Raw genomic sequence first — 23,868 nt, 5'->3', positions numbered from 1 at the left:
GAGTGTTTTCCTTACTTGGCGACGCCGACCGTGCTCAGGTCAATAGCGCCGAAGAAGTAGCCAACCTGAGCGTTGCGGATGTTGGATCCGACCACCGAGTTGGTGTAGCTGTGCATAGTCGGCACCAGTGGGTAGGTTGCCATGACTTCGTTGTAGATCTCGGACCACTTGGCGCCGAGTTCTTCAGGGGTGCCGTTGGCGCCGCGCAGCTCGTACATCTTCTTTGACAGATCGTTGTCGAAGAAGCGTGGGATGTTGCTGAATCCGTAGGTCTTGCCATCCAGCGATGGGCCGAGGTTCGGATCAACGGTCATGCGCACGGAGGAGGAGTCGGCGCCGCCGCACCAGCCGGAGCGGGCGATGTCAGGCATCTGCTTGCCGGCCAGGGTGGAGTAGTAGTTCGCTGCAGGAATCGGACGCAGTTCCAGGTTGATGCCCAGTTCCTTCAGGTTCTGCTGCAGCACGGTGCCGACGTTCTTGTAGCGTTCGGTGGAGTTGGCGTAGCCGTAGACCAGGTTCTTTGGAACGTCCTTGCCCTCCAGCAGTGCCTTGGCTTCTTCCAGCTTTGGCTTGCCGTCGGCCGACAGGTCGGTCTTCTGTGCTGTGACGCCGACCATCTGATCGGTCAGCTGGGAGGTGACCAGCTGGCCGAAGCGGGCTCCGCCGTACTGCACCTGGATGGACTCGCGGTCCATGGCCAGGGCGATGGCCTTGCGGACATCCGGATCCTTGATGGTCTCGGTGTTCAGGTCGATCACGTCGATGCAGCCCAAGAAGCCGCTGGCGGTGCGTTCCTTGATCTTTGGATCATTCAGGCTGGCCGCATCCGATGCCTGCAGCGCACCGTTGGAATCAAGGGTGATGGAGTTCGGATCGGAGTCGGAGATCAGCTTCTGGGAGATGGTCGACTGCGAGCTGGAGAGGCTGAAGGTGAAGGTATCCGGCAGCGCGGTACGGTTTGTATCGGTGGCTGGATCCCAGTTTTCGTTGCGCTCAAGCACCAGTTCGCGGCCGCGCTCGTAGCTCTTGACCTTGTATGGGCCGGAGGAGATCGGGTGGTTGGTGTAGTCCAGCTTGGTGTCCTTCTTTTCCATCACCGGTGCGGTGTTGGAGCGGGATACCAATGCCGGGAATTCGGCGAAGGGCTGCTTCAGGTGGAAGACGATGGTCTTGTCATCCGGGGTGTCGATGGCCTTCAGGTCGCCATCGGCGTAAGGGCCCTTGTAGGCGTCGTCGATCAGTGCCGAGTTCAGTTCCTGAGGCGCCTGGGTGTAGACGTCGCGGGCGTAGGTGCGCTCCACGCCGTACTTGACGTCCTTGGAGGTGATCGGGGTGCCGTCCTCGAACTTCAGCCCGTCCTTCAGGGTGTAGGTCCAAGTCTTGCCGTCCTCGGAGACCTTGCCGGTGTCGGTAGCAAGATCCGGAACGATCTCAGGAGGCTGGCCTGCGGTTTCCTTGGCCATGGTCAGGGTGCGGTAGTACAGCTGGCCGACGTTGGCGGTCTGTACGTAGTTCGAGTTACCCGGATCCAGGGTCGCGAAGTCCGCAGACATCAGGACGTTGACGTTGCCGCCCTTCTCAGCGAAGCCTGGCTGCACGACAACCGGAGCGTATGGATCGGCGGGGGCGCCGTTTCCTCCGCCCTGAGGCGATTTGGCTCCACCGGCGCAACCGGTCAGAGCCAAAGCTGCTACTGCTGCAACTGAGAGCAGTTTTGTAGCTCGCGAATTCATAAGTCCTCCTAAGGATCTTCTACTGCGAGTTGTGATGGGAAAAGCTAGGTGTTAGCGCGATGACTTCGGGTCCAGCGCGTCTCGCATGGCATCGCCAAGCAAGTTGAAAGCCAGTACCGTCAGGATCAGGGCGATACTCGGTACAGCCAGGAACCATGGATCCTGCAGGTACCAGTTGCCCGCCTGGGCTGCATTGAGCATCTGGCCCCAGGAAGGGGTTGGATCCTTCACACCCACGCCGAGGAACGACAGTGCCGCTTCGGCGGTGATGTTGGTCGGGATCATCATGGTTGCGTAAACCAGCACAACGCCCATGACGTTCGGAATGACCTGCTTGATGATCATCGACCAGTTCTTTGTGCCGAATGACTTTGCCGCGTCCATGTATTCCTGTTCGCGGATCGAGAGCACCTGTCCACGCACGACGCGGGCCAGGTAGGCCCAGCCGAAGAACCCGAGCACGATGACCAGCGAGGCAATCGGTACGAATGAACCACGGGCCAGCGCGGTTCCCGAAAGACGCGACTGCAGGATTGGCGCAATCGAGAGCACCAGCAGCAGGTGCGGGAAGGCAAGGAACAGGTCCATGATGCGGCTGATGACCATGTCGATCTTGCCGCCGAAGTAACCTGCCGCCGCTCCGAGAATGGTGCCAAGTACTACCGAGACCAAGGTCGAAAGCAGCGCGATGACCAATGAGACTCGCGCACCGTAAGCCAAGCGCGCAAACAGGTCGCGGCCTAGACCAGGCTCCACACCCAGCCAGTGCTCTGCGCTGGGGTACATGTAGTACGGCAGCGGCAGACCGGGGACGTAGAAGTTGTCCAATACTTCTGGCGAAGTGTTGGTGGTGTACGGATCTTGTCCTTCAATCGCCACGAGCACGGGGGCGAGAATCGCAAAGAGCACCATGCCTACGACGATGGCCAGGCTGACCATTGCTACAGGGCTTTTGCGGATGCGCATCCATGCGGTTGCCAGCAGCGAGCGCCCGGTGGCTACAGGTTTCGCCTTGTCCGATGCCGAAGGTTTTGAGGCCGTCGCGGTCATTGGCTGGTCCCCCTATTGCTAGTGAGTGATCTAAGTAACAGAAGAAACCGTATACCAAAACAACTTCACTTGGAATACCAAAACTGAAAATCTCTTAAGATTCTTGAAATTCGCTGTTTAAATAGGCTGATCAAACGATTAACTTGACCTTAATATCGGATACCAAACAAATGTTTCATAGTCTATTGAAGGAAACAGATCCGAGGATCGGTATCCCACGAACGAAAAAACGCACAAAAATACCTGTCGCGCATCAATCTCAAATGAACTGCTCCCCAAAAGTTGGACTGTAAAAGTCAACAACTTTTGGGGAGCAGTTTCATGCGCGACAGGTATTTTTCTAGAAAGCGCCGGTTGCCACTTTTCGCTGCCTTGCATTGGCGCTAGCTCGGCTGGTCTCCAGATGCTCCGGAATCAGTTCATCCATCACGGCCACATCCCGCGCCGCAATCGCCTCGTACAGCCGTTCATGCTCAAGCGCCATTTCCATCAGGTCGTCATGCTGCGCCATCAGCCAACGCATTCGGCCGCCCAAGGACCTGTGCAGTTCACACAGGAGCTCATTTCCCGCCATGACATTGACCAAATCATGGAATTTAGTTCCGGCCCTGCGCGAAGTCAACGCGTCGCCGCGTCGGGCACTGTCTAGTTCTTCATCCAGTACCGCACGCAGCTCATCCAGCGATGTACGCGTATACCTTTGGGCAGCCAGTTTGAAGGTCATGAGTTCCAGGGCCACGCGCACCTCGATGACATCTGCGATGTCTGATGCTTTGAACTCCCTGACGACGGCCCAGCTTCTCGGCCGCTGGGTGACAAGGCCTTCTGAAATCAGGGTCTTCAATGCTTCGCGCACTGGCAGTCGGCTGACACCTAGCTCAACAGCAACTTCACGTTCAATGAGCTTGGACCCAGGCAGCCTTACCCCGTCGATGATCTCCGAACGCAATTGCTCGGCGACGCGAACCGCTTCCGGCTCAAAGTCTTGCTTCTTGGACATTCAATAACCTCCCACCGCTTCCGGGTGCGGCAAAGCTGACGCACAGCGTGATTTTCAAGTGATATTTGTCGACCCAAGCTTTTTCTGCGGGCTTCATCTCGACGATTAAACGGGTTCTTCCGCTGGACGTCGACCTCCGAAGTTTCGCAGCCTTGAGCAACCGGCAAAGCTTGGTTAACGCGCCGTGAAGTTCTCAGTTCGGCGACGTCTGTCGGTGTTGGGCACCATCCGTTCCCCTGCACGCAGGGCCGAATCCGACTTTCTGCCCACACTCTATCCCTTTTGGTATTCCAAAGATAGGCATTTCCAAAAGTTGATTTTTTATTTCTTTCAAAATCGCCTGGCACCGGCAATTCGCGAGATTTTCACTCGTATTTCCTTGTAGTGACGCGATGACACCGCACGGATTGCGGAAGTCCTCCGAGCCTGAGTGAGTTTATGCCGTTGCGGCAAACAAACGAAGCTCGCGAAATGGCGGGCTTCTGAATACCAATTCTCGCGTTAGGCAGTCTGAAAGGAGCTGACAGGCGGCAAAAATTAGCTTGCACTAGACCAACGCCAAGACCACGATGATCAATACACCCAATAAGACTGCACAGGTGAAGTGCAACCTGCGTCGGGCGGAAGGCGGCAGAAAGTCATGAGACTGTTCGGTTGAAGTTTGAACCAGGCGCTCCCCCAGAACACGATCTGACACGAAAGCCTCCCGCTATTATCCTCAACGACTAGATCCACACTGCGCAGACTCGGCGGTGCTCCTTCCTCTAGTTTCATGTGCTTGGTAGGCGGCAATCCAGACGAGTCGACATGAACCGAATTATGCCGGTGACATTCGCAATTCTTCGTCTTCGGGGTTCACAAATGGGAGAAATGTGCGGCCGTTTCTTCTTCGACAGCGTCACGTGACGACACGAAGTATTACGGTGGCGATTAATTCTTCCAAGCGTTCAAGATTTCGGCCGGGCTTTGGGACCTGGGATCATTGCCGACAAAACTGATCTCTAAAACCCTGACCCTGTTGCCATAACGTGCACAGGCATCAACCACCAACGAATTCAGACCCCGAGTCATAACGCTGAAGAACAGTATTCGTCCGTCCTTCCACCGGGAAGTATGTCCCTGTCCGAAACGCTCATTACCCACAAGCACGCTCTCGGCAAAGCCATTGAGCATCTGACAAGTATCTTCAAAATTGAGCCCGCGAACCATGAACTCGGGGTGCCCAACCGCGGTGAGCCCCACGGTATAGCCGAAGGACCTCGTGAGCGGACTGGGTTCAACATAGATAATCGCGCGCCCGTAGTCCTTGATCCAGCGGTCGGTCCGCGCGTCAACATCCTTCTTGCTCATCCCATTACACTGATCGCACATGTTCATTGCCTACTAGACGTGGACCAAATGCAGCTGTGGCCGCCGGGAAAAAGCGAATTCAAGTCGTCGACTCCGAAGTCCGGGGCGCCCCATTCGTCGAAGCTAGCCAGCGCGTCTGCGACCGTATAACGGGAATCAGCAATGGATTTACAACCCACATGGACTCCTTCAACTTCCCGCACTAGTTCATCGCTAAGGGATATGAATTCCTTCCCAAAAGTGTGGATCATGATTTGTACTTTGCACTCGGAATCGCATTTTGGAACGACAGGAATGAGCTGCCGAGGCGCTAGTGCTTTAGTTTTCGCATTCTCGCTCATTGAATCTACTCCTTTTCTGTTGAAGCAGATTCAGTATTGCGTGTCTTAGAACAGCACCGACTTCGCCAAGTACGAACTGTGTATGAAGACTTGAATACTGCAAAATTCAAATGACTAGTCCAAGGCTCGACGAGCTGAACCGGCGTCAGTACTCCAGACGACCTCTTAGCGCAGCCACTTCAACACAAAGAACCCTTCGGAACGTTTGCCGTTCCAAAGGGTTCTTTGTCAGTTGCAATCTCGTAACTGGTACTTCCTATACGTAGTCCTGATACTTCTCAAGGTGCCGAACAGGAGTAGACAGTGCATCGCGTCGGAAGGGGTCGCCCAATTCACGGGTGCACATGATTTCAATAACGGTCGTCTTGCCGTCGACCATCTGTGCATCGATCGCTGACTGAAGAGCTGGTCCAACTTCTTCTAGCTTGTCGACAGTGATGCCTTCCGCCCCCATGCTGCGCGCCATTTCCGCAAAGCTTTCCCCATTGTCCAGTTCACCGGCAACGAAACGGCGTCCATAGAATTCAACTTGGTTCTTCTTCTCGGCGCCCCACTGACGATTACGGAATACCACTGCCGTGACAGGGATATCGTGTCGGACAGCTGTCAGCACTTCGCCCATGCTCATGGCCCATGCGCCGTCGCCTGCGTAGGCAATGGCGGGGCGTTCCGGAGCGGCAGCCTTGGCACCAATGATGGTTGGCAGTGCGTAGCCACAGTTGCCGAAGGACATTGGAGCGAAGAAGCTACGAGGCTTCTCAAACCGCAAATAACTATGAGCCACCGAATTGATGTTGCCAATATCTGTGGATACCATCACGTCACCTGGCATGGCCTTTTCAAGCTCGCGTAGGACCTGCCGAGGATGAAGCCAATTGCCTTCCTCCTGGTCTGCCTCGTCAATAACGTCTAATGAATAGTCGTCCGTCTCATGTGCCCAGGCACTGAGTTCTTCTTCCCATGCTTGTTTAGCTTCCTGGATCTTCGTGGAGCGCTCAGCCTTGGTGGCGTCCGAAGCCAACGATGCGTTCTTCAGACGTGCAACTAGTTCAGAAGCTACCGCTTTGGCATCGCCGCAGATGCCCACGGAGATTTTCTTGACCAATCCGAGCATCTTGTGATCGGCATCGACCTGGATGATCTTGGCATTCTTTGGCCAGTAGTCCTGACCATACTGCGGCAAGGTTCCAAAAGGTCCCAATCGGGTACCCAATGCTAGGACGACGTCAGCTTGAGAGATCAAGTTCATTCCAGCCTTTGATCCTTGGTACCCCAACGGCCCAGCCCAAAGTGGGTGGCTAGCAGGGAAGGAATCATTATGCTGGTAGCTGTTGACCACTGGCGCTCCGAGACGCTCGGCTAGGGCCCTGCATTCTTCTACGCCGTCTGCCATGACAATGCCTCCACCGGAGATGATCACGGGGAATTTGGCCTCGGATAACAGCTGCACTGCCTCATCCAGTGATTTGGTTCCACCGGCGCCGCGGTCCACACGACGCGGCGCCGGAATCTCGGTGACACTCTCGCTGTAGAAATAGTCGCGAGGAATGTTCAGCTGGGTGGGCCCGATCTCGCTCATAGCACGGTCGAAGCAGCGGGCAGTGTATTCTGCCATGCGATGCGGATGAGTTACGTGCCCCTGGTATTTGGTGAACTCTTGGAACATCGGCAGCTGATTGGCTTCTTGGAAGCCTCCGAGGCCCATGGTGTTAGTGCCGGCTTCTGGGGTAACGATCACGACGGGGCTATGGGCCCAAAACGCAGCTGCAATGCCGGTAACGCAATTGGAAATGCCTGGACCATTCTGTCCGATGACTACGCCATGTCGTCCGGAAGCCCTTGCGTAACCATCAGCCATGTGCGCGGCACCTTGCTCATGGACAACCGGAACTAGACGAATGCCAGCCGGTGCAAAAATGTCCATGGCGTCCATGAATGCCGAACCCATGATGCCGAAAATGTCAGTGACATCATTAGATACCAGCGTTTCAACAAACGCCTCTGAAGATGTCATCTTTTGCGCGCCTTGGACCGGCTCTCGCTTTGCAGCTGACTTCTTAACCTCAGCAATTTCTGAATCGATGATCTGCTCGGACATTTTGCCCCCTTCGGACATCTGGCTCCTTTCGGAGCCGACTGAATCTGTCTCAGATTTTGACGATTTTCTCCACAAAAAATGGGATTGAGATAAAATCTATGCGTCGTATGTCACACTCGTCAAGAGCTATTCAGCTTTTTGTTTCAAATGCTAATATTTAATGAAACTTTGATCTAAGGAGTGCGCGCATGGAAAATCTCACTGAACCATCATTGGGGCCTGTCGGAACAGTTCAAGGCGAAACGCCTGCGTTGCGCATGATCGCGCTGCTGGAACTAATCACAAGTAGAGACCAGCTCTTCACACTCCAGTCATTGGTTGATCAAACTGGAATTCCAAAGCCCACTCTGCACCGCATGTTGCAGCAACTTGAAAACGCCAATCTGATTACCCGACATAGCGATGGACGGCACTACGCCACGGGGTCCCGAATGCGACGTCTGGCTGAAGATACCCTGCTGAATGACACCCGCAACGGTGCGCGCAATGCAATATTGCGAGATTTGGTTGAACAGGTTGGAGAGAGCTGCAACATCACTGCGCTATCCGGTAATGAGGTCATTTACCTTGATCGTGTAGAAACGCCAGAACCCATTCGTGTTCATTTGGGGCCCGGTTCTCGGGTTCCCGCCCACTGCTCCGCCAGTGGAAAGATGATTGTTTCCCAATTCGGCGTGGCCCAACGAGAACGCCTCTGGGAAAATGGCAGACTCAAGCGATTTACGGCTCATACAATCACCGAGTACAGCGCGCTCGACCATGAACTAGCGCGCATTCGCCAGCAGGGCTACGCGGTGGACCAGCAAGAATATATAGACGGATTGGTCTGCATCTCGGTGCTCGTGCCCAACGCTTCGGGTCGTTCGAACATGTGCGTAGCGGTGCAGGCGCCGATCATGCGTAAGAGAGCGTCAGACCTGGAAGAACTCCTACCACTGCTACAGCGTGCCGCCGAGGATATTGCACGGATAGAAGACCTAAATGATGATTCAGAACTCGAAGCCTCAGGATGGTGAATCCATGGAATTATGCTCCCCCGGCTTGCTAGAAATGGAACGCATTGCCGTGCGCGAAGTATTCGGCATCGACAGCGATCTGATGGTTGAACGATTCGTCATGCGCACCGAACAGGTCCCCGAGATAGATCCGGCGTACCGCTTCGACCGAGACACTACCCTAGCGATTCTCGCCGGATTTACCCATAATTCGCGCGTACTGGTCCAGGGGATGCACGGGACAGGTAAATCCACTCATATTGAGCAGATCGCTGCCCGTTTGAACTGGCCAGTCCTGCGGATGAATCTCGATGGACACATAAGTCGCTTGGATCTAGTCGGCAAAGACACTGTAGTTGTGGAAGAAGGTCAGCCTGCCACACGATTCCAAGAAGGAGTCATTCCGTGGGCCATGGTGCGGCCCATGGCATTGATCTTCGATGAATACGATGCAGGACGGCCCGACGTAATGTTTGTCATCCAGCGTTTGCTGGAACGTGAAGGCAGCTTCACGGTGACAGACCAGAATCGAGTCATACAGCCACATCCGCATTTCAGGCTCTTCGCCACCTCAAACACCGTAGGCTTAGGAAATCTGAACGGCCTCTACCACGGAGTCCAAAGACTGAACCAGGCGCAATTGGACCGATGGAACATTGTGGCAACGCTAAACTATCTTCCGTTGGAAGACGAAGCGCAGATCGTTGCCGCACGCGTTCCTGCGCTGGCCGACGCAAGGGGCATGGAACTAATTCGCTCCATGGTTCAGGTGGCTACATTGACGCGGGATGGATTCTCGGCTGGCGACATTTCAACACTGATGTCCCCTCGAACCGTCATGACTTGGGCCGAGAATATTTCCATCTTCCGCGATCCTGCGCTGGCCTACCGGCTCACCTTTCTCAACAAATGCGACGAAGCAGAACGCCTCACCATCGCCGAGTACTACCAACGGTGTTTTGCCACTGAATTAGATGAATCCTACGCACTGCAGACAACGGATCGATAGAACATGAGCACCGGCAGCAGCTCAACGTTCAGCGAACGAGAAATCCAGCAAATCCGCCAGCTGTGCGCCGCAAATCTACGGGCGCTGGCGCGCGATCCCCAGCTGACTTTGCAGGGACGCTATATTCACCGTACAGACAGACTGCTTCCATTGAATGCGCCGCACCTCTATCCAGCCGCACACAGTGCCAGCTTCGGCTCATTTCGCGGTGCCAGTGACGGCATGGCGTTGAGGGTCCTGCATTCAGACCTTCAGACGCATACACAATCACTGCCTGAAGCACCCAGTGCGCGCCTTATCTTTGAAGTATTGGAGCAGTTCCGCTGCGAATCCCTGGCCACCTTGGACGGTGTCCGCGCAAACCTTCGGTTACGTCACGAGACATGGTCGAAAGAGTATCTGGCGTCAGAAATGATCGAAACTTCGCTGGGTCTGCTGATCTACACAATTCTCCAAGTCACTAGGTCACGTATCACCGGAGAACCGCTGATAGCCGAGTCCGAAGACATGATCGAGTCAACTAGGGCACATTTGGCAAGTTCCTTGGGCCCATTGCTGTCTGACTTGCGCCGGCAACGACACGTTCAACACGCGTTCGCCCAAACTGCACTTCTGGTCGCTGAACTCACGGCGCAGAACGTCGCGGCCCTGGAAAAGGCGCAAGGCTCCGAGGCAGCTGACCGAAAAGGGCAACTGCAGCCAACTTTCGATCTCCTGCTGGACGTCGAAAGTGAGCTCCCCTCGCCCCCAAGTGCCGCTTCCGGGCGCAGCGGAACGTTGTCGGACGATGTCAGCGGCTATCGTATTTTCACCACTCGATTCGACCGAGAGCTCCATGCCGAAACGCTGGTACGCTCCGAGCAGCTAGCGAAATTTCGCGAACGCATCGCTGAAAGGGTGCGCAAGGAAGCAGTCAACGTGCATCTAGTGGCCAAAAAGTTGCAGTGGCTGTTGTGCGTGCCGGAGAATTCCGGCTTTGACTTTGGGGTTGAGGAAGGAGTACTCGACGGCTCTCGCCTGGGGCAACTAATAGCTTCTCCCACCGAACGCAGGGTGTTCAAGGCTCCCCGAGCCGATCCCCAAGCGGCCGCCGCGGTGACAATCTTGCTCGACTGTTCCGGCTCAATGAAGCATCATGCCGAGTCAATGGCGGCGTTTATCGATGTGCTCGTCCGAGCGCTGGAACGAGTAGAAGTTCCGTGCGAGGTCCTTGGCTATACCACTGGTTCGTGGAATGGCGGCCGAGTGCTGAAGGCATGGCACCAGGCGGGTAAACCAACGCATCCTGGAAGGCTCAACGAGCTGTCTCACCTGATTTTCAAGGACTTCGCAACCAGCTGGCGCACAGGTCGCAGCGCAATGGCCGCAATGCTCAAACCGACGCTCTATCGCGAGAGCGTCGACGGCGAAGCCGTGCGCTGGGCCGCAGCACGTCTCGGAGACCAGCAGACCGAGCGCAGAATCCTCGTAGTCATCTCAGACGGCAGCCCTTCCGACTCCGCCACGACTGCTGCCAACGACGAGCATTACCTGCACCAGGACCTAACCGAAGTGGTGCGTGGGCTCCACACAGATCCCCAGTTAACTGTCTTAGGGATTGGACTCGGGCTCGATATGAGTCCGTACTTCAAGAACAGCCTGATTATCGATGCCGAACTCCTAGGAGGTTCGGATTCGGTACGCGAGTTGCTCTCGCTTCTACATCGCTCGCTACGGAATTAGTCGGCAGCGATGGCTTCGCGTTGCCATTGACACCGAAGCTTGAATTTCCTATCGCTCTGCTAGTAACAGGTAGCCCCGGCAGATCCCTTGGATCTGCCGGGGCGTACGGTTACTTATTCAGTTACTAAGATGTAGCTTTGCTGCGTAGCTCACTGCCTTTTGGCCGCGGTGCGCCTAGCACCAGCATGTCCACCTGTTCATTAGTCAGTGTTTTGTTGTGTTTGCGCCGCATCAGGAAGAAGACCACTCCAAGCAGCGACCATACCAATAGCGCCAGCATCGATTCCTTGCCCAGGGCACCTGGTGATCCCGGAATCAGCAAGAGTGCCATAAAGGTCAGTGAGGTCAACGCTCCAAGCAGGCTCAGCACCTTCTTAGACGTCGAATTCACATCCCCCAACTCGCTAGGCCCGCGTTTTGAATTGGTGGTTCGAAAGAGTTTGAAAGCACAGAGACACGTGTAGAGGTACGCTACCGTCACACCGACTGCAGACATATCTACCACCCAAGTCAGCGCCGCGCGTCCGAACCACGGACTGATCAAACACACCGCGCCGACGAACAGGACGCCGTAGTGCGGGGTCTTGTACTTCGGATGTAGTCGGGCGAATACCGCTGGGACCATCTGCGCTCGGCCCATGGCCAACAGAATGCGACTGGCCGAGACATAGAAACCGTTCAAACCCGTGCTCACACCCATGGTGATGCCGATGGTCAGCAACAACATGCCCACTCCACCCATAATTGCGGTCAAGGCGTCGGCGGTGCCCCAGGCCGAGTCGCCGCTGGCCAGCGCTTCCCAAGGTGCGCTGAATGCAACAGATGCGATCATGGCACAGTACAACAACGCCGCGGCAAGCAATGCCAAAACGATCAGCCGCATGGCCTTTGCCGGAGGGAAGTCGAACTCCTCGGCGGCCTGCGGGACGTTGTCGAAGCCAATGAAGGCCCACGGGGCGATGGCAACGATCGCCGCAATCGCAGCTACCGGATTCACCTCGGCGGGGAAGGCGGGGAGCGCGTTGGTAAACACTACCTGCGGACTGATCAATACGCCGGCTAAGATGCAGACCACTGCAATGAGCATGATGACGCAGGCAATGAACTGGATCCGCCCCGAGAGCGCAGTACCGCGAATGTTCAGTAGAGCGAAGACCACTAGAACCGTCATCGAGATGACGATCTCCACGATATAAACATCCCATCCCGCCACGGTGTATAGGTACCCCTGCTGCACCAGATCGGGCATGAGCTTACGGAACAGCAAGGCCATCGCCGAGGCGTTCAGGGCAACGATGCACGTATAGCCCAGGGTCAAATACCAACCGCAGAAGAATGCGTGGGTGCGCCCAAAGCCGACCAGAGCGAAAGCCAGTTCTCCGCCAGAGACCGGGAAGGATTTGATCAAGAACCCGTAACTGACAGCAATGAGAACCATCAGCGCGCCTCCGATCATGAACCCGCTAATAGCGCCAACAGGGCCGCCAATAGCCAACCAGTCGGTAGGTAGGATAAAGGCACCCCAGCCTACTGCCGAGCCCAGAGCGATAGCCCAGACCCAGCGTGCCTTCAGGGTCTTGGCCAGGCGTTCTGGCTGCTGCCCTTGGTCAGACGTGCCGGCGGTGCCAGCGGCACCCGTGCCGGATGCCTGGGTCATGGGACTCGCCCCGTTACGTGTTGTCGCGTTCATAATTACCTCGATCGTAGGTGGTGTCCGGCCGCACCGCGGCCCAAGGATGCTGTTTCCCAGAAGGGGTTCAGACAGATTCCGATTGCACCAAGCTGATAAGGGAGACATTGACAATGTCGGTGATACTTGTCCCTCGGGACAGGTCGTTGACCGGAGCAGCCAACCCCTGGAGGATGGGGCCGTAGGCCTGCGCCGCTGCCAGCCGCTGGGTAATCTTGTACCCGATGTTCCCGGCTGCCAGATTAGGAAAAATAAATACGTTGGCTCTTCCGGCAACCGCCGAATCAGGAGCCTTGGCTGCAGCGACCATCTGGTCTGCTGCAGCGTCGAACTGGAGTTCTCCATCGATGCATAAGTCTGGGCGCTGGGTGCGGACTGTCTCGGTGGCTTCCCGTACAACCTGCACGCTGGGGTGCTCCGCGCTGCCCGCTGTGGAGAATGACAGCATCGCCACGCGCGGGTCGTTACCGGTGAGCGCCTGATATGTATCGGCGGTAGCCGTGGCGATGTGTGCCAGTTGCTGCACAGTGGGATCTGGAATCACAGCGCAGTCACCGAAGGCGTAATAGTCCCCCGAGGATAACCGCATCAAAAAGCTTGAGGAGATGGTTCCTTGGGCGGTTGCCGGACCTACCATCCGAAAAGCGGTTCGCATGACGTCGGCCGTGGGGCAAGTAGCACCTGCGACTACTGCTTGGCTCTCCCCCACCGCGACCGCAGCCATGGCCAGCGCGAGCGGATCAAACTGTGCTGCAGTCAGCGCGTGTTCTCCGCGCGGTCCAAGACGCTCCTGCAGGTGCGCCAACACCTTCTCCGTGCGCAGCAGATCAATATCCACCGCCCCCGGAACCAGTCCATGACAGCCCACCAGCAGAGGTTCAGCACCTAGGGAACGCAGGATCCGAGCTGCTTCGCGCACCCGTTGATCTCCACCCTCGGGCAGGACGATCCGCAGATCCTTCCCTCTGCCGCGCAGCTGATCAAAGCGCGTCAAGAGCAGCGGATCCACGTCTGCGTGCTGAACCACTGTGCTGGTCATAAACTGTTCCCTTCCAGATTGCCGTTTTGGCCCTGCATCCGCGCTTAGACCCGTGCCAGCGACGCGGCACCTTTGCTTAGGAACTGGTCTGCCGCGCTCATGACATGGTCAACCTTGACCAGCAGGTCGTCGAGCACGTCCTGATCGGCCACCAGTGGCGGCGAAAGCACCAGCATTGTCGCTCCACGGTTGTCCGGACGGGTGATCAGATTGACTTCGCGCATGGCCTGAGGCATCACCTGTGTCAGCAGGGCCTTGGACTGTTCCGCGCTCAGTTCGCGGCCGGAGTCGCGGTCACCTGTGAGCTCGATGGCGTAGAAGAAGCCGGTGCCACGGTATTCAAGGATGCTCGAATGGGCCTGCACGAGCTTGTCCAGACCGTTCTGGAAATACGGCTCCAGGCTGCGCACGTTGCCGGTGATGTTCTCTTCGGCCAGTGCTTTGAGATTCGCTGTAGCCACAGCGGTGGAAACCGGGTGTCCACCCCAGGTGGCTCCATGGGTGAAAATCCCGGCCAGCGGGCTGGCAAGCATGGCATCGGCCAGTGGCTTTCGGATAATGACTCCACCCAACGGCGCATAGCCACTGGTTGACCCCTTGGCAAAAGTGATCAGATCCGGCACGACGTCGTACTTGATGCTGCCGAACCATTCGCCCAGTCGGCCGAATCCGGTGATGACTTCGTCCGCCACCAGCAAGATACCGTGTTCGTCGCAGATTTTGCGCAGTTCCTGCCAGTAGCCAGCAGGAGGCACCAACGCGCCGCGGGAATTCTGCACGGGCTCGGCGAACAACGCCGCAATAGTGTGGCCGCCCTCGCGCTCGATGACTTCGCGGATCGCCTGGATCGAAGGAAGATCCGCGGCGCTTCCCCCTTCAGGGATCGACTCGCCCAGCGTGTTGGGGACGTGGAAGACGCCGGGCATCAAGGAACCGAACGGTTCCTTATAACCGGGGATCCCGGTCACCGCCAGTGCGCCGAGGGTAGTTCCGTGGTAGGCCATGTGCCTGGCAATGATCTTGGTGCGTTCCGGCTGGCCCTGGCTGCGGTGGTATTGACGTGAAAATTTAATGGCCGACTCTACTGCCTCGGAACCGGAATTGACGAAGAAGACCGTGTCCAAGTCGCCCGGGGCCAGGTTGGCGATGGCGGTGGCTGCGTCTACGGCTGCCGGGTGTGCGGAGCCCCAGTTGGTCCAGTAGGCCAGCTGGGTCATCTGCTCGTAGGCGGCCTTCGGGATATCCTGCCGCCCGTGCCCGATGTTGGCACAGAACAGCCCGGCCAGCCCGTCGAGGAACTTGTTGCCCTCTTCGTCGAACAGATAGCTGCCCTCGCCGCGAACGATGATTGGGAGCTTTTCGCTGTTCCACACCTGCCCGGCGGTGAAGTGCGGGTAGAGGTGCTGCTGTGCCCGGGAACGGATATCTGAAGTCGTCATTTCTTTCCTCCTTGGTAGGATGCAGTCCCCATCAGGAACTCGATGTGGTGTATATCACTGTGCCCTCTATCTGGTTCCATTCCCAGAGCCAGAATGGCCCAACTTTTTAGGTACCAGCGGACGTTCATCGTTCCGGCTGCCCATACACCCGCGGAACCCTGCTGCCAATGCGGGTGAGTATTTCGTAGGGGATCGTTCCGGCGGCATCCGCCCATTCTTGGACATGTGGTTCACCCCGGTCACCAGGCCCGAAGAGGATTGCCTGTTGTCCCGCAACGATCGGGTCTTGGCCTATTGGCACAATGAACTGATCCATGCATATCCGCCCAATCACCCGGTAGCGGCCATCCCCGATCTGCACCGGCCCTCGGCTGCTGGCGCTACGCATCACACCATCGGCATAGCCCAGTGGAATGATGGCCAGATTCGTCGGCGTGGTGGTGCGTTCGGTACCGCCGTAGCTCACTGCGGCCCCAGCTGGCGCCGGTTTCACGTGGGCCACCGATGCGCACAGGGTCATCGCGGGACGCAGCTGCATTTGTGCAGTCTGGTACTGCTGTGGCAACGGGTTCACCCCGTAGACGGCCAGCCCGGGGCGCACCATGTCAAAATGGGCTTCAGGGCAATTCAATGTGGCAGCGGAATTGGCAATATGACGCAGCTTAGGCCTGATTCCGTGATCCATGGCCACCGCAAGAGCGACGCGGAAGGCAGCCAGTTGTTCGAAGAGCGATGGGTTCCCCGGTTCATCAGCCGATGCCAGGTGGGACCAGATTCCAGTCACTTCGATCAAACCGTCGGCTTGCGCACGCCGGGCCGCACTGCACAACATTGGCCACTGCTCTGCGGTGGCACCGCCACGCCACATACCGGTGTCGATCTTCAGGTGGATCTTGGCAGGCCGTCGCACTTTCCCGGCGGCTCGGCAGATCTCTGCCAGTTGCGGTACGTCATAGGCAGCCACATCGATGTCTTCTCGAATGGCGCCCTCGTAGTCGCTGCCCGGGGCGCTAAGCCACGAAAATATCGGGGCGGTGATCCCTGCACGGCGTAATTCGAATGCTTCCTCCAGCACCGCGGTGCCCAGGTAGTCCGCGCCCCCGCGCAGCGCAGCCTGCGCCGCCGGTACCAACCCGTGGCCGTAGCCGTCAGCTTTAAGTACCGCCATCACCAGTGCGCTGCCGGCCAATCGTCGAATGGTCACTATATTCTGGCTGATCGCATCTAGGTCAATCAGCGCACTGCGCTGCGGTACCGGGGAACTCGACGTGTTTCCGTCAGGAATGGACAGGGTGCTGGGCAGCTCGCGCTCGTGTGCCGCTGTAGACATGGTCTGGCCCTTCATTTCGTAGCAATGGTTGTCCCCACTGTTACGGATCGGCGCGGCCGCGCCCAGATCCAACTTGCCTACATTTTTCTGAGACCAGCATTAGTCGAGTTCAAGGTATCCCATGTCGTTTAGCACCGTGGCCAGGCGTCGTACACCAGGATCAATGGCATTCACATTGATTGCCGCGAACCCCAAACGAAAGTAATTGCGGTGGGCGCTGGAATTGCTGAAGAAGACATCCCCGCGCTCGATGACCACGCCCTGTCGAAGACACCGCTGCATCAGCAGGCGGCAGTCGAGCTGCGCAGGGCCCTTGATCCACACTGTTACACCACCCGGAGGGGCATTGACCTTCCATGAAAGGTGGGCGTCCAGAGATTCGGTGAGCTTGGACCATTTTCGTTGCAGCTGGGTGCGGCGCCGGGAGATGGTCCTTTGGTACTGCCCCGAGTCGATCATCAGCGCCATGGCCCGTTGAGGATGCCCTGCAATGTGCCGGATCCGGTAGCGTCGTTGGCTACGCAGTACTTCCACCAGCTGTGGGTCAGCGACCACATATCCCATGCGCAGCCCAGGGGCTAGGAACTTGGTGAAGGAACCCAGGTAGACAACATGCGCTGAATTAGTCAGAGCCTTCAGTGCCGGCGTTGGTTTGCCGCGATAGCGGAATTCACTGTCGTAGTCGTCTTCGATGATGATCGTTCCACTGGATGCAGTGGCGTCGAGTATGCTCCGGCGGCGCGATGCACTGAGCGTCACGTTGGTCGGACTGTGATGGCTGGGCGTCAGGTAGAACGCATCGATACCGTTGAATGAATCCGGGGGCACCACACCCTGCGCGTCAACCGGTAGCGCGAGCACGCTTGCCCCGGTCCTGGCGAAAGTATGCCGGGCATCGACGTATCCCGGATCCTCGACGGCAACGGTGGTTTCATCATTCATGATGGTTTGGGCCAGTAAATCTAGGCCCTGTTGCGACCCGGCGGTGATCAGGATGTTTTCCGGGGCTGCGATGATGCCGCGTGCGGGCAGCACACGCTGGCACAGCATTTCAACAAGATACGGGTCGTCTTCATCTACCGAGTCACGCAGTGCAAAGTGCAGATGCGGCGGATCCAAGGAGTCGCGCAGGGCTCGCGCCCACGCCAAACGCGGAAAATCGCTCTCCTCTACCTGACCTGCGACGAAGGGGTAGGGGTAGTCGCGCCAGTTGCTGATCTTGGTGATTTCTGGACTGTCGGCTGCCACCCAGGATTTGATGTGCCGGCGCAGATCCAGTGGGCGGTAGTTGCGGGACGTTCCTTCCTGCGCTGGTGGCTGCCTGCCGAGCAACTGCGAGTTCACGAAATAACCTCGGCGCGCGTGAGACTCGATCAATCCCGACGCCAATAATTCTTGCAGCGCCGCGTTGACCGTATTGCGCGAAAGCCCCAATTCCCGGGAAAGCTCTCGAGAACTGGGCAATGGCAGACCTTGGACGATGGTGCCGGCATGGATTTGGTGTTCTAGGGCCAGGCGCAGCTGGCGGTAGAGCGGTTCGGGCGATTCACTACTGATCGAAATCGGCGCCAGCACCTGTTGTTCCGGCAATTCCGGCTTTTCTTGGTCTATAGCCATCGGGCTATACCTTGACCGTGTCGACTACATCGTTGACGATGTGATAGCGCGGCACGACCACCATGGGCACCGGCAGCGCGCGGAGCATCTTGTTGGCTGTCGCTCCGATAAAGATCTTGCTGCGTTCGGCCAATCTGCTCGAACCGATCAGCACGATTTCTTCTTCGTCCCAGTCCAGCTTGGCGATGGCAGCTTCAATTGTTCGCCCTTGAGCAACTTCCGTCGTGACCAATGTTCGTTGTGCAACCGCCTCCACTGCTTTTTCTAGAACGCGGGTGGCATGAGCTTGAGCGCGTTGCTGCAAATTATTGATTCCTTGGGCGACGCCGAGGTCCAAGGACACAAGGGAGACCAACCGCAGCGGCACATGGCGGACGGCTGCCGCTTCTACAGCCGTTTGAAGCACGGCTTCTGAACCCGAACGGGTCCCGACAGCGCAGGAGACGCGAGTCAACAAGCGCGGTGGCAGGTAACCTGAGGGGGCCAAGGCTACTGGAACGGGCGATGAGTGCAATAGCGCATTGGCCACGCTGCCGACTGTGAATCGGCGCAACGGGCCGTGGCTTGCGGCGCCGACGACTACTAGGTCCGCCTTGAAGCTGGAGACCGCTTCCAGCAGACCTTCGGCCATTGAATCAGCAAAGCGCACATGCATCTGCGCTTTGATCTTTGAAGGCACTAGGTTCAGTGAACGTTCCATCCACGCATTGGCCGAATCAATTTGAAACTGCTGGAAATTTCTTTCGCTTTGCGTCGCGCTGTCCTCAGGCGCCGATCCTCGGATGATGTGCACCAGTTCAAGTTCGACTGAGCCAGGATCGGCCAGTGAACGGGCCAAGGTCAAAGCCAGAGAAATAGCTTCTCGTCCCCGCTCATCTTGTGTACAACCAATCACGTACTTCACTTCTACCGCCCTTCGGCGTCGCTGTGGCACCGGCCGTACCGGGACACAATTAGGTCAAGCTTGCTTCTCAAGAAATCTATAAACTTCGGTTTCGTCGACGCCCGGAAACGCGCCGGTGGGCATGGCAGCCAACAAATGAGTATTGGCTCGCGTGGCCGGCCAGGCATTGCCCGACCACGTTGCCGACAACTCGACCGGCGGCCGACTGCAACAGCTTTCATCAGGACATTTAGACTGGCATCGTTCTTTGGTGCCACGCCCGCGGAACCACTGCGCGTGCTCAAAAGGAACTCCAATGGACAGGGAATACATCCCCGAAGAATGGCGCTCAGTGCGTGCCGTGCACCAGAAGGTGCCATTAACAGTGTCGGTGTACTGTTCGAAGGCACGGAACTTGTCGACCGCGTCGAACACTACCCGACTGGTCCAATACCGGCAGATACTCTGACCCTCGATGGCTCCGGTGTGATCGGAGGGAAAATTGACTCCGTCGTTTTCATAGGCCTTATGTAGGATCCCTGATTCATGAACCTTCTGAAAATGACAGGTGATTCCCAGATGCTCGGTTGCCAGATTCGTGAAACGATGGGCGGCGGATTCATACGAAACCGCGAACGCGTCGCGGATATCTTCGACCGCCAGCTCACGCTCCTTCTTTGCCTGGTGTAGGAAATCGGTGGTTTCCTTCTCCGGCATCATCAGTGCGGCAGCAAAGTAGTTTGTTGCAACTCGCTGCGAGAGAAAGTCCGCGTAATCGGCCGGCGCCTCATGCCCCAGCACGTAGTGACCCAGGGCCTGCAGCAAGACCGAACGCGGGTCGTGGTCCGATCGCTCAGATTGCGTGAGATAGATTCTATGGTTTTTTAGGTCAGTGACCGACCGCGTGGAGTGGGGTAAATTGCCCACATAGCGCAAGCTGAATCCTAGGTATTCAGCAATGTCAGCGGAGCGGTGGTGCGACAGCGGGCCACCTGTGTGCCCGGCTCCCTTCAGGATGCGACCGGCTTCCTGTTCTATTTCCCTGTAGTAGTTATTGCGTTTGCGCATTTGCTCACGCAACTGAGTATTGGCCCGACGCGCTTCTTCTGGAGTGGCGGTCTGTTCGTCCAACCGGCGTTCCAGTTCCCGTTGCAGTCCCACTAAAGATTCGAGCACGTCAGTGGGTAAGCGGCTTGAAATCCTCACCTTGGGCAAGCCCAAAGAATCATAAAGTGGTCCGCGTTGGGCACGTTCCAGCTCTATCTCTAATGCGGCTCTACGAGATGGAGGTTCAGCACCGAGTAAATCATCAAGGCTGACGTCTAGGGCGACAGCCAGAGACTTGAGCAACGAGAATTTGGGTTCCCTCTTACCATTTTCCAGCAAAGAAAGGTGACTCGGCGCAGCGTCGACAAGCGACGATACATCGTCAAGGGTCATTCCCTTGTTTTTTCTCAAGAATCTGATGCGCCGTCCCAAGGCGATGATGTCCATCTGGTGATCAGTGGAGGCTAACAGTGCCGAAGCGTCTGCATGGGACTCGCGGTTCCATGTGTTAGGAGTCACATTTTTAGCCTAGATGAATTCGTCGCCCTTTTTCCAATGTATTTCATGGAACCGCAATAGGCCCGCAGTAGATGCGATAGGCATTGCCTACGCCATGCCCGCTCAAAACAAAAACGCCGCAACAGATCTGTTGATCTGTTGCGGCGCCCTGTGTGGCCGGGGAGCTCTTCAACTACGCCCGGAAGATTCTTCTCGCGGGAGAAGAATTACTGCGGGTCTTACTCACCCGAAGCTGCTGCAACTGCAGCTGCTACGGCTGGCATCACACGCTCGTCGATTGCCGAAGGGATGATGTAGTCGGCAGCCAGGTCATCGCCCACCAGATCGGCGATGGCGTGAGCGGCGGCAACCTTCATTGCCTCGGTGATCTTCTTGGCGCCCGAGTCCAGTGCACCGCGGAAGATGCCTGGGAATGCCAGAACGTTGTTGATCTGGTTAGGGAAGTCGCTGCGGCCGGTAGCTACAACTGCAGCGTACTTGGCGGCGACATCCGGCATGATCTCAGGGGTTGGGTTCGACAGTGCGAAGATGATGGCGTTGTCGTTCATCTTGGCAACAGCCTCTTCAGGGAACTGCGAGGAGGACAGGCCGACAACTACGTCTGCGCCTTCCAGTGCCTCGGCCAGGCCGCCGATAACGTCATCGCGGTTGGTGCGGCCAGCAAGTTCAGCCTTGACTGCGTTCAGGTCGTCACGCTGGCGGTTGATGGTGCCGCGGGAGTCCAGAACGATAACGTCGGCAACGCCTGCCGAGAGCAGCAGGTTGGTCACTGCAACACCGGCAGATCCGGCGCCGGAAACGACGACCTTCAGCGAGCTGATGTCGCGCTTGGTCTGGCGTGCTGCACCGATCAGTGCTGCCAGGGTCACCACTGCGGTGCCGTGCTGGTCATCGTGCATCACTGGCATGTCCAGTGCTTCGATCAGACGACGCTCGATCTCGAAGCAGCGCGGTGCAGAGATGTCTTCCAGGTTCACTGCGCCGAAGCTTGGGCTCAGGCGAACGATGGTCTCAACGATTTCGTCGACATCGGTGGTGTTCAGAACCAACGGGATGGAGTTCAGGTCTGCGTACTGCTTGAACAGTGCTGCCTTGCCTTCCATCACTGGCAGGGAGGCTGCGGCGCCGATGTTGCCCAGGCCCAAAACTGCGGTGCCGTCGGAAACAACGGCAACCAGGCGGCCGGTCCAGGTGTGGGTTTCGTGCTTGGCTGGATCGTCGGCGATAGCCTGCGAAACCTTGGCAACACCTGGGGTGTAAGCGATGGAAAGATCGCGCTTGGTGGACAGCGGCATCTTCGATGCGATGGTCAGCTTGCCACCGAGGTGAGCGTTGAAGATTTCTTCATCGGTGATGGTTGACAGGTCGTTGGTGGATTCAACAGACATTGAATTACTCTTCCTTCAAGAAAGTTCTATATGACGAATAACGAGTTCCCACGAAACTTGTGGCATAGCGAAGGGACAGGCAATAAGACCATTCATCCGACCGCAATAGAGCTTGATCCTGCGCAGTTAAGGCAGTCCAAAGCATCCATATGCACAATTCCTCAACGGCGCCGCCTGGTAAGGCCGAGCATTCCGTCAGGATGTGCCGGAAGATGGCGTGGTCAATACTTTCTTTAGACCCTTGAATTTCCACGATACGATAAATAATGCCCGCTAGGCAAGAACTTTTTGTCGCAATGGCGTCATAATCGAGAATCGGCCGCTGTTCGTGCGGGCTTCCGGGTTCTGAGGCAAAATAAGAGCTATGGCATCTGGAACCTCTGCACTGGGCAATCTGCGAACCTTTGAAGCGCTCGATGAGAAGACCACAGCACGCCTGCGTCGCGCCTTGGAAGATTCAAGTGACACTACAGTATTTGTGAACGGAACGGCACTGCAACTGCCCATGACCGCACATGAAGCCCTGATAGAGGTTCTCAATCGCTTCGCCGCCGGAGAGACCGTCAGCATCGGCACCCCCGAACTACTGCTCAACACCTCGCAGGCCGCGCAGATGGCCGGAATCTCCAATACCTACCTGCGAAAGCTCGCCGACGCCGGGGTCATTCCCGTGGAATACCGCGGCACCCACCGGCGCATCCGACCCGGCGCCATCCAAGCCTGGCTTGACTCCCGCGCCTCGTCACAATCAGTTCATGTAGCCGATACCGAGGCATGAGACCCAGGACCGTCCCCTGGTGGGATCGCCTGCTGATCAGGCTGCCCATCTACCTCCTGCTGTCATGGATGGGCTGCTACGGCATGCACCAAAACGGCTGGATAACGCTGCGAATTTCAGCGCTTTTGTTCTTCGCCCTTGCCCTGCCGCTGCTTAGCCTCTGGCAAATTGCCCATGTCCTCGGCGACCGTCGAAGGGTGCAGGCCTGGGAGGCGGAGCATTCGACAACTCCCAACGATCTGGGCATCCCCGATGCCGATCAGGTCAGTGCTCAATTGGCGGCCATCGACGCCGCATACCCGCAGGTGCTGAGCATGCCCGCGCCACGCCACGGGGTGCCGATGGCTTTGCTGGCGGCGCTGGGCATCATCGCCGTGGGCACCGGCACCGCCTGGCTCGCCTGGTGGCTGGGTGCTGGTCGGTTCACCTCCCCGATCACCATCGCCGTGGTGCTCGCGCTGCTCTCCCGCTGGCCGAATAACATTATTCGGCGACGCATCATCCGCAATTTCGGCAACCTTGAGGCCCGCGCACAGCATCTGGAGTCGCTGATTAATACCCAGCAATACTCCCCGAGCAGCGCGCGAGACACACTCGCGACAGATGCCTCCTTGCAGCTGGCTGCAGCCGCCTGTCGGTCGATTGAATCCTTCGCAGCCGCCGAGCGCCACGACGCGGCGGCGGCAAGCCTCGACGTGCTCGCCGACATCTCCGCCCGCTGCTTCGCCCCGAAGAGCGAGCTCGCCAGGGAGATTACAAGGGCACAGAAAAAATGCTATGCAGCCCAACAAGAGCTAATGCAAAAGCCATCGCTCTTCGCCTAACTCTTGCCAATCCCCT

At 57.3% G+C, this 23,868-nt stretch carries 18 protein-coding genes; 5 read left to right on the top strand and 13 right to left on the bottom strand.

Translation table 11 applies throughout. The annotated features are described in order from the left end of the window. Nucleotides 1-11: 11 nt before the first annotated feature. The 5 genes from RUH64_RS08970 to xsc form a co-directional block, all read right to left on the bottom strand. Nucleotides 12-1,733, bottom strand: coding sequence for an ABC transporter substrate-binding protein (locus tag RUH64_RS08970; protein WP_313812893.1), 1,722 nt, complete (start codon nt 1,731-1,733; stop codon nt 12-14). Between the two features lie 51 nt (nt 1,734-1,784). Continuing rightward, a complete protein-coding gene (locus RUH64_RS08965) occupies nt 1,785-2,783 on the bottom strand; it encodes an ABC transporter permease (RefSeq protein ID WP_313812892.1) in 999 nt (332 codons plus the stop codon). A gap of 340 nt (nt 2,784-3,123) precedes the next feature. Next, a complete protein-coding gene (locus RUH64_RS08960; RefSeq protein ID WP_313812891.1) occupies nt 3,124-3,783 on the bottom strand; it encodes a GntR family transcriptional regulator in 660 nt (219 codons plus the stop codon). 930 nt (nt 3,784-4,713) lie between these two features. Further along, a complete protein-coding gene (locus RUH64_RS08955) occupies nt 4,714-5,133 on the bottom strand; it encodes a DUF4262 domain-containing protein (RefSeq protein WP_313812890.1) in 420 nt (139 codons plus the stop codon). 597 nt (nt 5,134-5,730) lie between these two features. Continuing rightward, on the bottom strand, nt 5,731-7,488 hold the full coding sequence (gene xsc, locus RUH64_RS08950; RefSeq protein ID WP_313812889.1) for a sulfoacetaldehyde acetyltransferase: 1,758 nt from the start codon (nt 7,486-7,488) through the stop codon (nt 5,731-5,733). A 272-nt stretch (nt 7,489-7,760) separates the two neighbouring features. Between xsc and RUH64_RS08945 the strand changes: the two genes are divergently transcribed. From RUH64_RS08945 to RUH64_RS08935, 3 genes are read left to right on the top strand one after another with little or no spacing between them, the layout of a single operon-like run. After that, a complete protein-coding gene (locus tag RUH64_RS08945) occupies nt 7,761-8,588 on the top strand; it encodes an IclR family transcriptional regulator (protein WP_313812888.1) in 828 nt (275 codons plus the stop codon). Then, a complete protein-coding gene (locus tag RUH64_RS08940) occupies nt 8,554-9,576 on the top strand; it encodes an AAA family ATPase (protein ID WP_313812887.1) in 1,023 nt (340 codons plus the stop codon). Before RUH64_RS08945 ends, RUH64_RS08940 begins: the two co-directional genes overlap by 35 nt. Before the next feature lie 3 nt (nt 9,577-9,579). Continuing rightward, nucleotides 9,580-11,298 (top strand): cobaltochelatase CobT-related protein, encoded by a 1,719-nt coding sequence (locus RUH64_RS08935; RefSeq protein ID WP_313812886.1) that lies wholly within the window; start codon nt 9,580-9,582, stop codon nt 11,296-11,298. A gap of 124 nt (nt 11,299-11,422) precedes the next feature. On the opposite strand, the gene RUH64_RS08930 is transcribed toward RUH64_RS08935, so the two are convergent. The 8 genes from RUH64_RS08930 to RUH64_RS08895 all read right to left on the bottom strand — a co-directional run bounded on the left by RUH64_RS08930 (nt 11,423) and on the right by RUH64_RS08895 (nt 22,250). Next, nucleotides 11,423-12,955: an APC family permease gene (locus RUH64_RS08930; RefSeq protein WP_313812885.1), complete on the bottom strand. Its 1,533-nt coding sequence runs from the start codon at nt 12,953-12,955 to the stop codon at nt 11,423-11,425. A gap of 100 nt (nt 12,956-13,055) precedes the next feature. Beyond that, nucleotides 13,056-14,027 carry a phosphate acyltransferase gene (locus RUH64_RS08925; protein ID WP_313812884.1) on the bottom strand — a complete coding sequence of 324 codons (972 nt, stop codon included), beginning with the start codon at nt 14,025-14,027 and terminating at the stop codon, nt 13,056-13,058. A gap of 44 nt (nt 14,028-14,071) precedes the next feature. Then, nucleotides 14,072-15,466, bottom strand: a complete 1,395-nt coding sequence (locus RUH64_RS08920) for an aspartate aminotransferase family protein (RefSeq protein WP_313812883.1) — start codon at nt 15,464-15,466, stop codon at nt 14,072-14,074. 124 nt (nt 15,467-15,590) lie between these two features. Next, the gene (gene alr / locus RUH64_RS08915; RefSeq protein ID WP_313812882.1) at nt 15,591-16,796 is read right to left on the bottom strand and encodes an alanine racemase; all 1,206 of its coding nucleotides are present in this window, start codon (nt 16,794-16,796) and stop codon (nt 15,591-15,593) included. A 99-nt stretch (nt 16,797-16,895) separates the two neighbouring features. Continuing rightward, on the bottom strand, nt 16,896-18,413 hold the full coding sequence (locus tag RUH64_RS08910; protein WP_313812881.1) for a PLP-dependent aminotransferase family protein: 1,518 nt from the start codon (nt 18,411-18,413) through the stop codon (nt 16,896-16,898). Nucleotides 18,414-18,417: 4 nt separating this feature from the next. After that, the gene (locus tag RUH64_RS08905) at nt 18,418-19,317 is read right to left on the bottom strand and encodes a universal stress protein (protein WP_313812880.1); all 900 of its coding nucleotides are present in this window, start codon (nt 19,315-19,317) and stop codon (nt 18,418-18,420) included. A gap of 54 nt (nt 19,318-19,371) precedes the next feature. Continuing rightward, a complete protein-coding gene (locus RUH64_RS08900) occupies nt 19,372-20,790 on the bottom strand; it encodes a helix-turn-helix domain-containing protein (RefSeq protein ID WP_313812879.1) in 1,419 nt (472 codons plus the stop codon). A gap of 290 nt (nt 20,791-21,080) precedes the next feature. Then, complete coding sequence (locus RUH64_RS08895) at nt 21,081-22,250, bottom strand: NADP-dependent malic enzyme (protein WP_313812878.1); 1,170 nt, start codon at nt 22,248-22,250, stop codon at nt 21,081-21,083. A 364-nt stretch (nt 22,251-22,614) separates the two neighbouring features. Between RUH64_RS08895 and RUH64_RS08890 the strand changes: the two genes are divergently transcribed. Further along, nucleotides 22,615-23,028: a helix-turn-helix domain-containing protein gene (locus tag RUH64_RS08890; RefSeq protein ID WP_313812877.1), complete on the top strand. Its 414-nt coding sequence runs from the start codon at nt 22,615-22,617 to the stop codon at nt 23,026-23,028. After that, the gene (locus tag RUH64_RS08885) at nt 23,025-23,852 is read left to right on the top strand and encodes a hypothetical protein (RefSeq protein WP_313812876.1); all 828 of its coding nucleotides are present in this window, start codon (nt 23,025-23,027) and stop codon (nt 23,850-23,852) included. The genes RUH64_RS08890 and RUH64_RS08885 overlap by 4 nt, the downstream gene beginning before the upstream one ends. Nucleotides 23,853-23,868 lie beyond the last annotated feature (16 nt).

Origin of the sequence: Glutamicibacter sp., from assembly GCF_032154645.1 — a bacterium.
Classification (GTDB): domain Bacteria; phylum Actinomycetota; class Actinomycetes; order Actinomycetales; family Micrococcaceae; genus Glutamicibacter.
This window is presented reverse-complemented; position numbering and strand designations above follow the sequence as displayed.

Bases quoted from the DNA above. Each gene is read 5' to 3' on its own strand.
- RUH64_RS08970 (WP_313812893.1), bottom strand. From the start codon at position 1,733: ATGAATTCGCGAGCTACAAAACTGCTCTCAGTTGCAGCAGTAGCAGCT.
- RUH64_RS08965 (WP_313812892.1), bottom strand. From the start codon at position 2,783: ATGACCGCGACGGCCTCAAAACCTTCGGCATCGGACAAGGCGAAACCT.
- RUH64_RS08960 (WP_313812891.1), bottom strand. From the start codon at position 3,783: ATGTCCAAGAAGCAAGACTTTGAGCCGGAAGCGGTTCGCGTCGCCGAG.
- RUH64_RS08955 (WP_313812890.1), bottom strand. From the start codon at position 5,133: ATGAGCAAGAAGGATGTTGACGCGCGGACCGACCGCTGGATCAAGGAC.
- xsc (WP_313812889.1), bottom strand. From the start codon at position 7,488: ATGACATCTTCAGAGGCGTTTGTTGAAACGCTGGTATCTAATGATGTC.
- RUH64_RS08945 (WP_313812888.1), top strand. From the start codon at position 7,761: ATGGAAAATCTCACTGAACCATCATTGGGGCCTGTCGGAACAGTTCAA.
- RUH64_RS08940 (WP_313812887.1), top strand. From the start codon at position 8,554: ATGATGATTCAGAACTCGAAGCCTCAGGATGGTGAATCCATGGAATTA.
- RUH64_RS08935 (WP_313812886.1), top strand. From the start codon at position 9,580: ATGAGCACCGGCAGCAGCTCAACGTTCAGCGAACGAGAAATCCAGCAA.
- RUH64_RS08930 (WP_313812885.1), bottom strand. From the start codon at position 12,955: ATGACCCAGGCATCCGGCACGGGTGCCGCTGGCACCGCCGGCACGTCT.
- RUH64_RS08925 (WP_313812884.1), bottom strand. From the start codon at position 14,027: ATGACCAGCACAGTGGTTCAGCACGCAGACGTGGATCCGCTGCTCTTG.
- RUH64_RS08920 (WP_313812883.1), bottom strand. From the start codon at position 15,466: ATGACGACTTCAGATATCCGTTCCCGGGCACAGCAGCACCTCTACCCG.
- alr (WP_313812882.1), bottom strand. From the start codon at position 16,796: ATGTCTACAGCGGCACACGAGCGCGAGCTGCCCAGCACCCTGTCCATT.
- RUH64_RS08910 (WP_313812881.1), bottom strand. From the start codon at position 18,413: ATGGCTATAGACCAAGAAAAGCCGGAATTGCCGGAACAACAGGTGCTG.
- RUH64_RS08900 (WP_313812879.1), bottom strand. From the start codon at position 20,790: ATGGACATCATCGCCTTGGGACGGCGCATCAGATTCTTGAGAAAAAAC.
- RUH64_RS08895 (WP_313812878.1), bottom strand. From the start codon at position 22,250: ATGTCTGTTGAATCCACCAACGACCTGTCAACCATCACCGATGAAGAA.
- RUH64_RS08890 (WP_313812877.1), top strand. From the start codon at position 22,615: ATGGCATCTGGAACCTCTGCACTGGGCAATCTGCGAACCTTTGAAGCG.
- RUH64_RS08885 (WP_313812876.1), top strand. From the start codon at position 23,025: ATGAGACCCAGGACCGTCCCCTGGTGGGATCGCCTGCTGATCAGGCTG.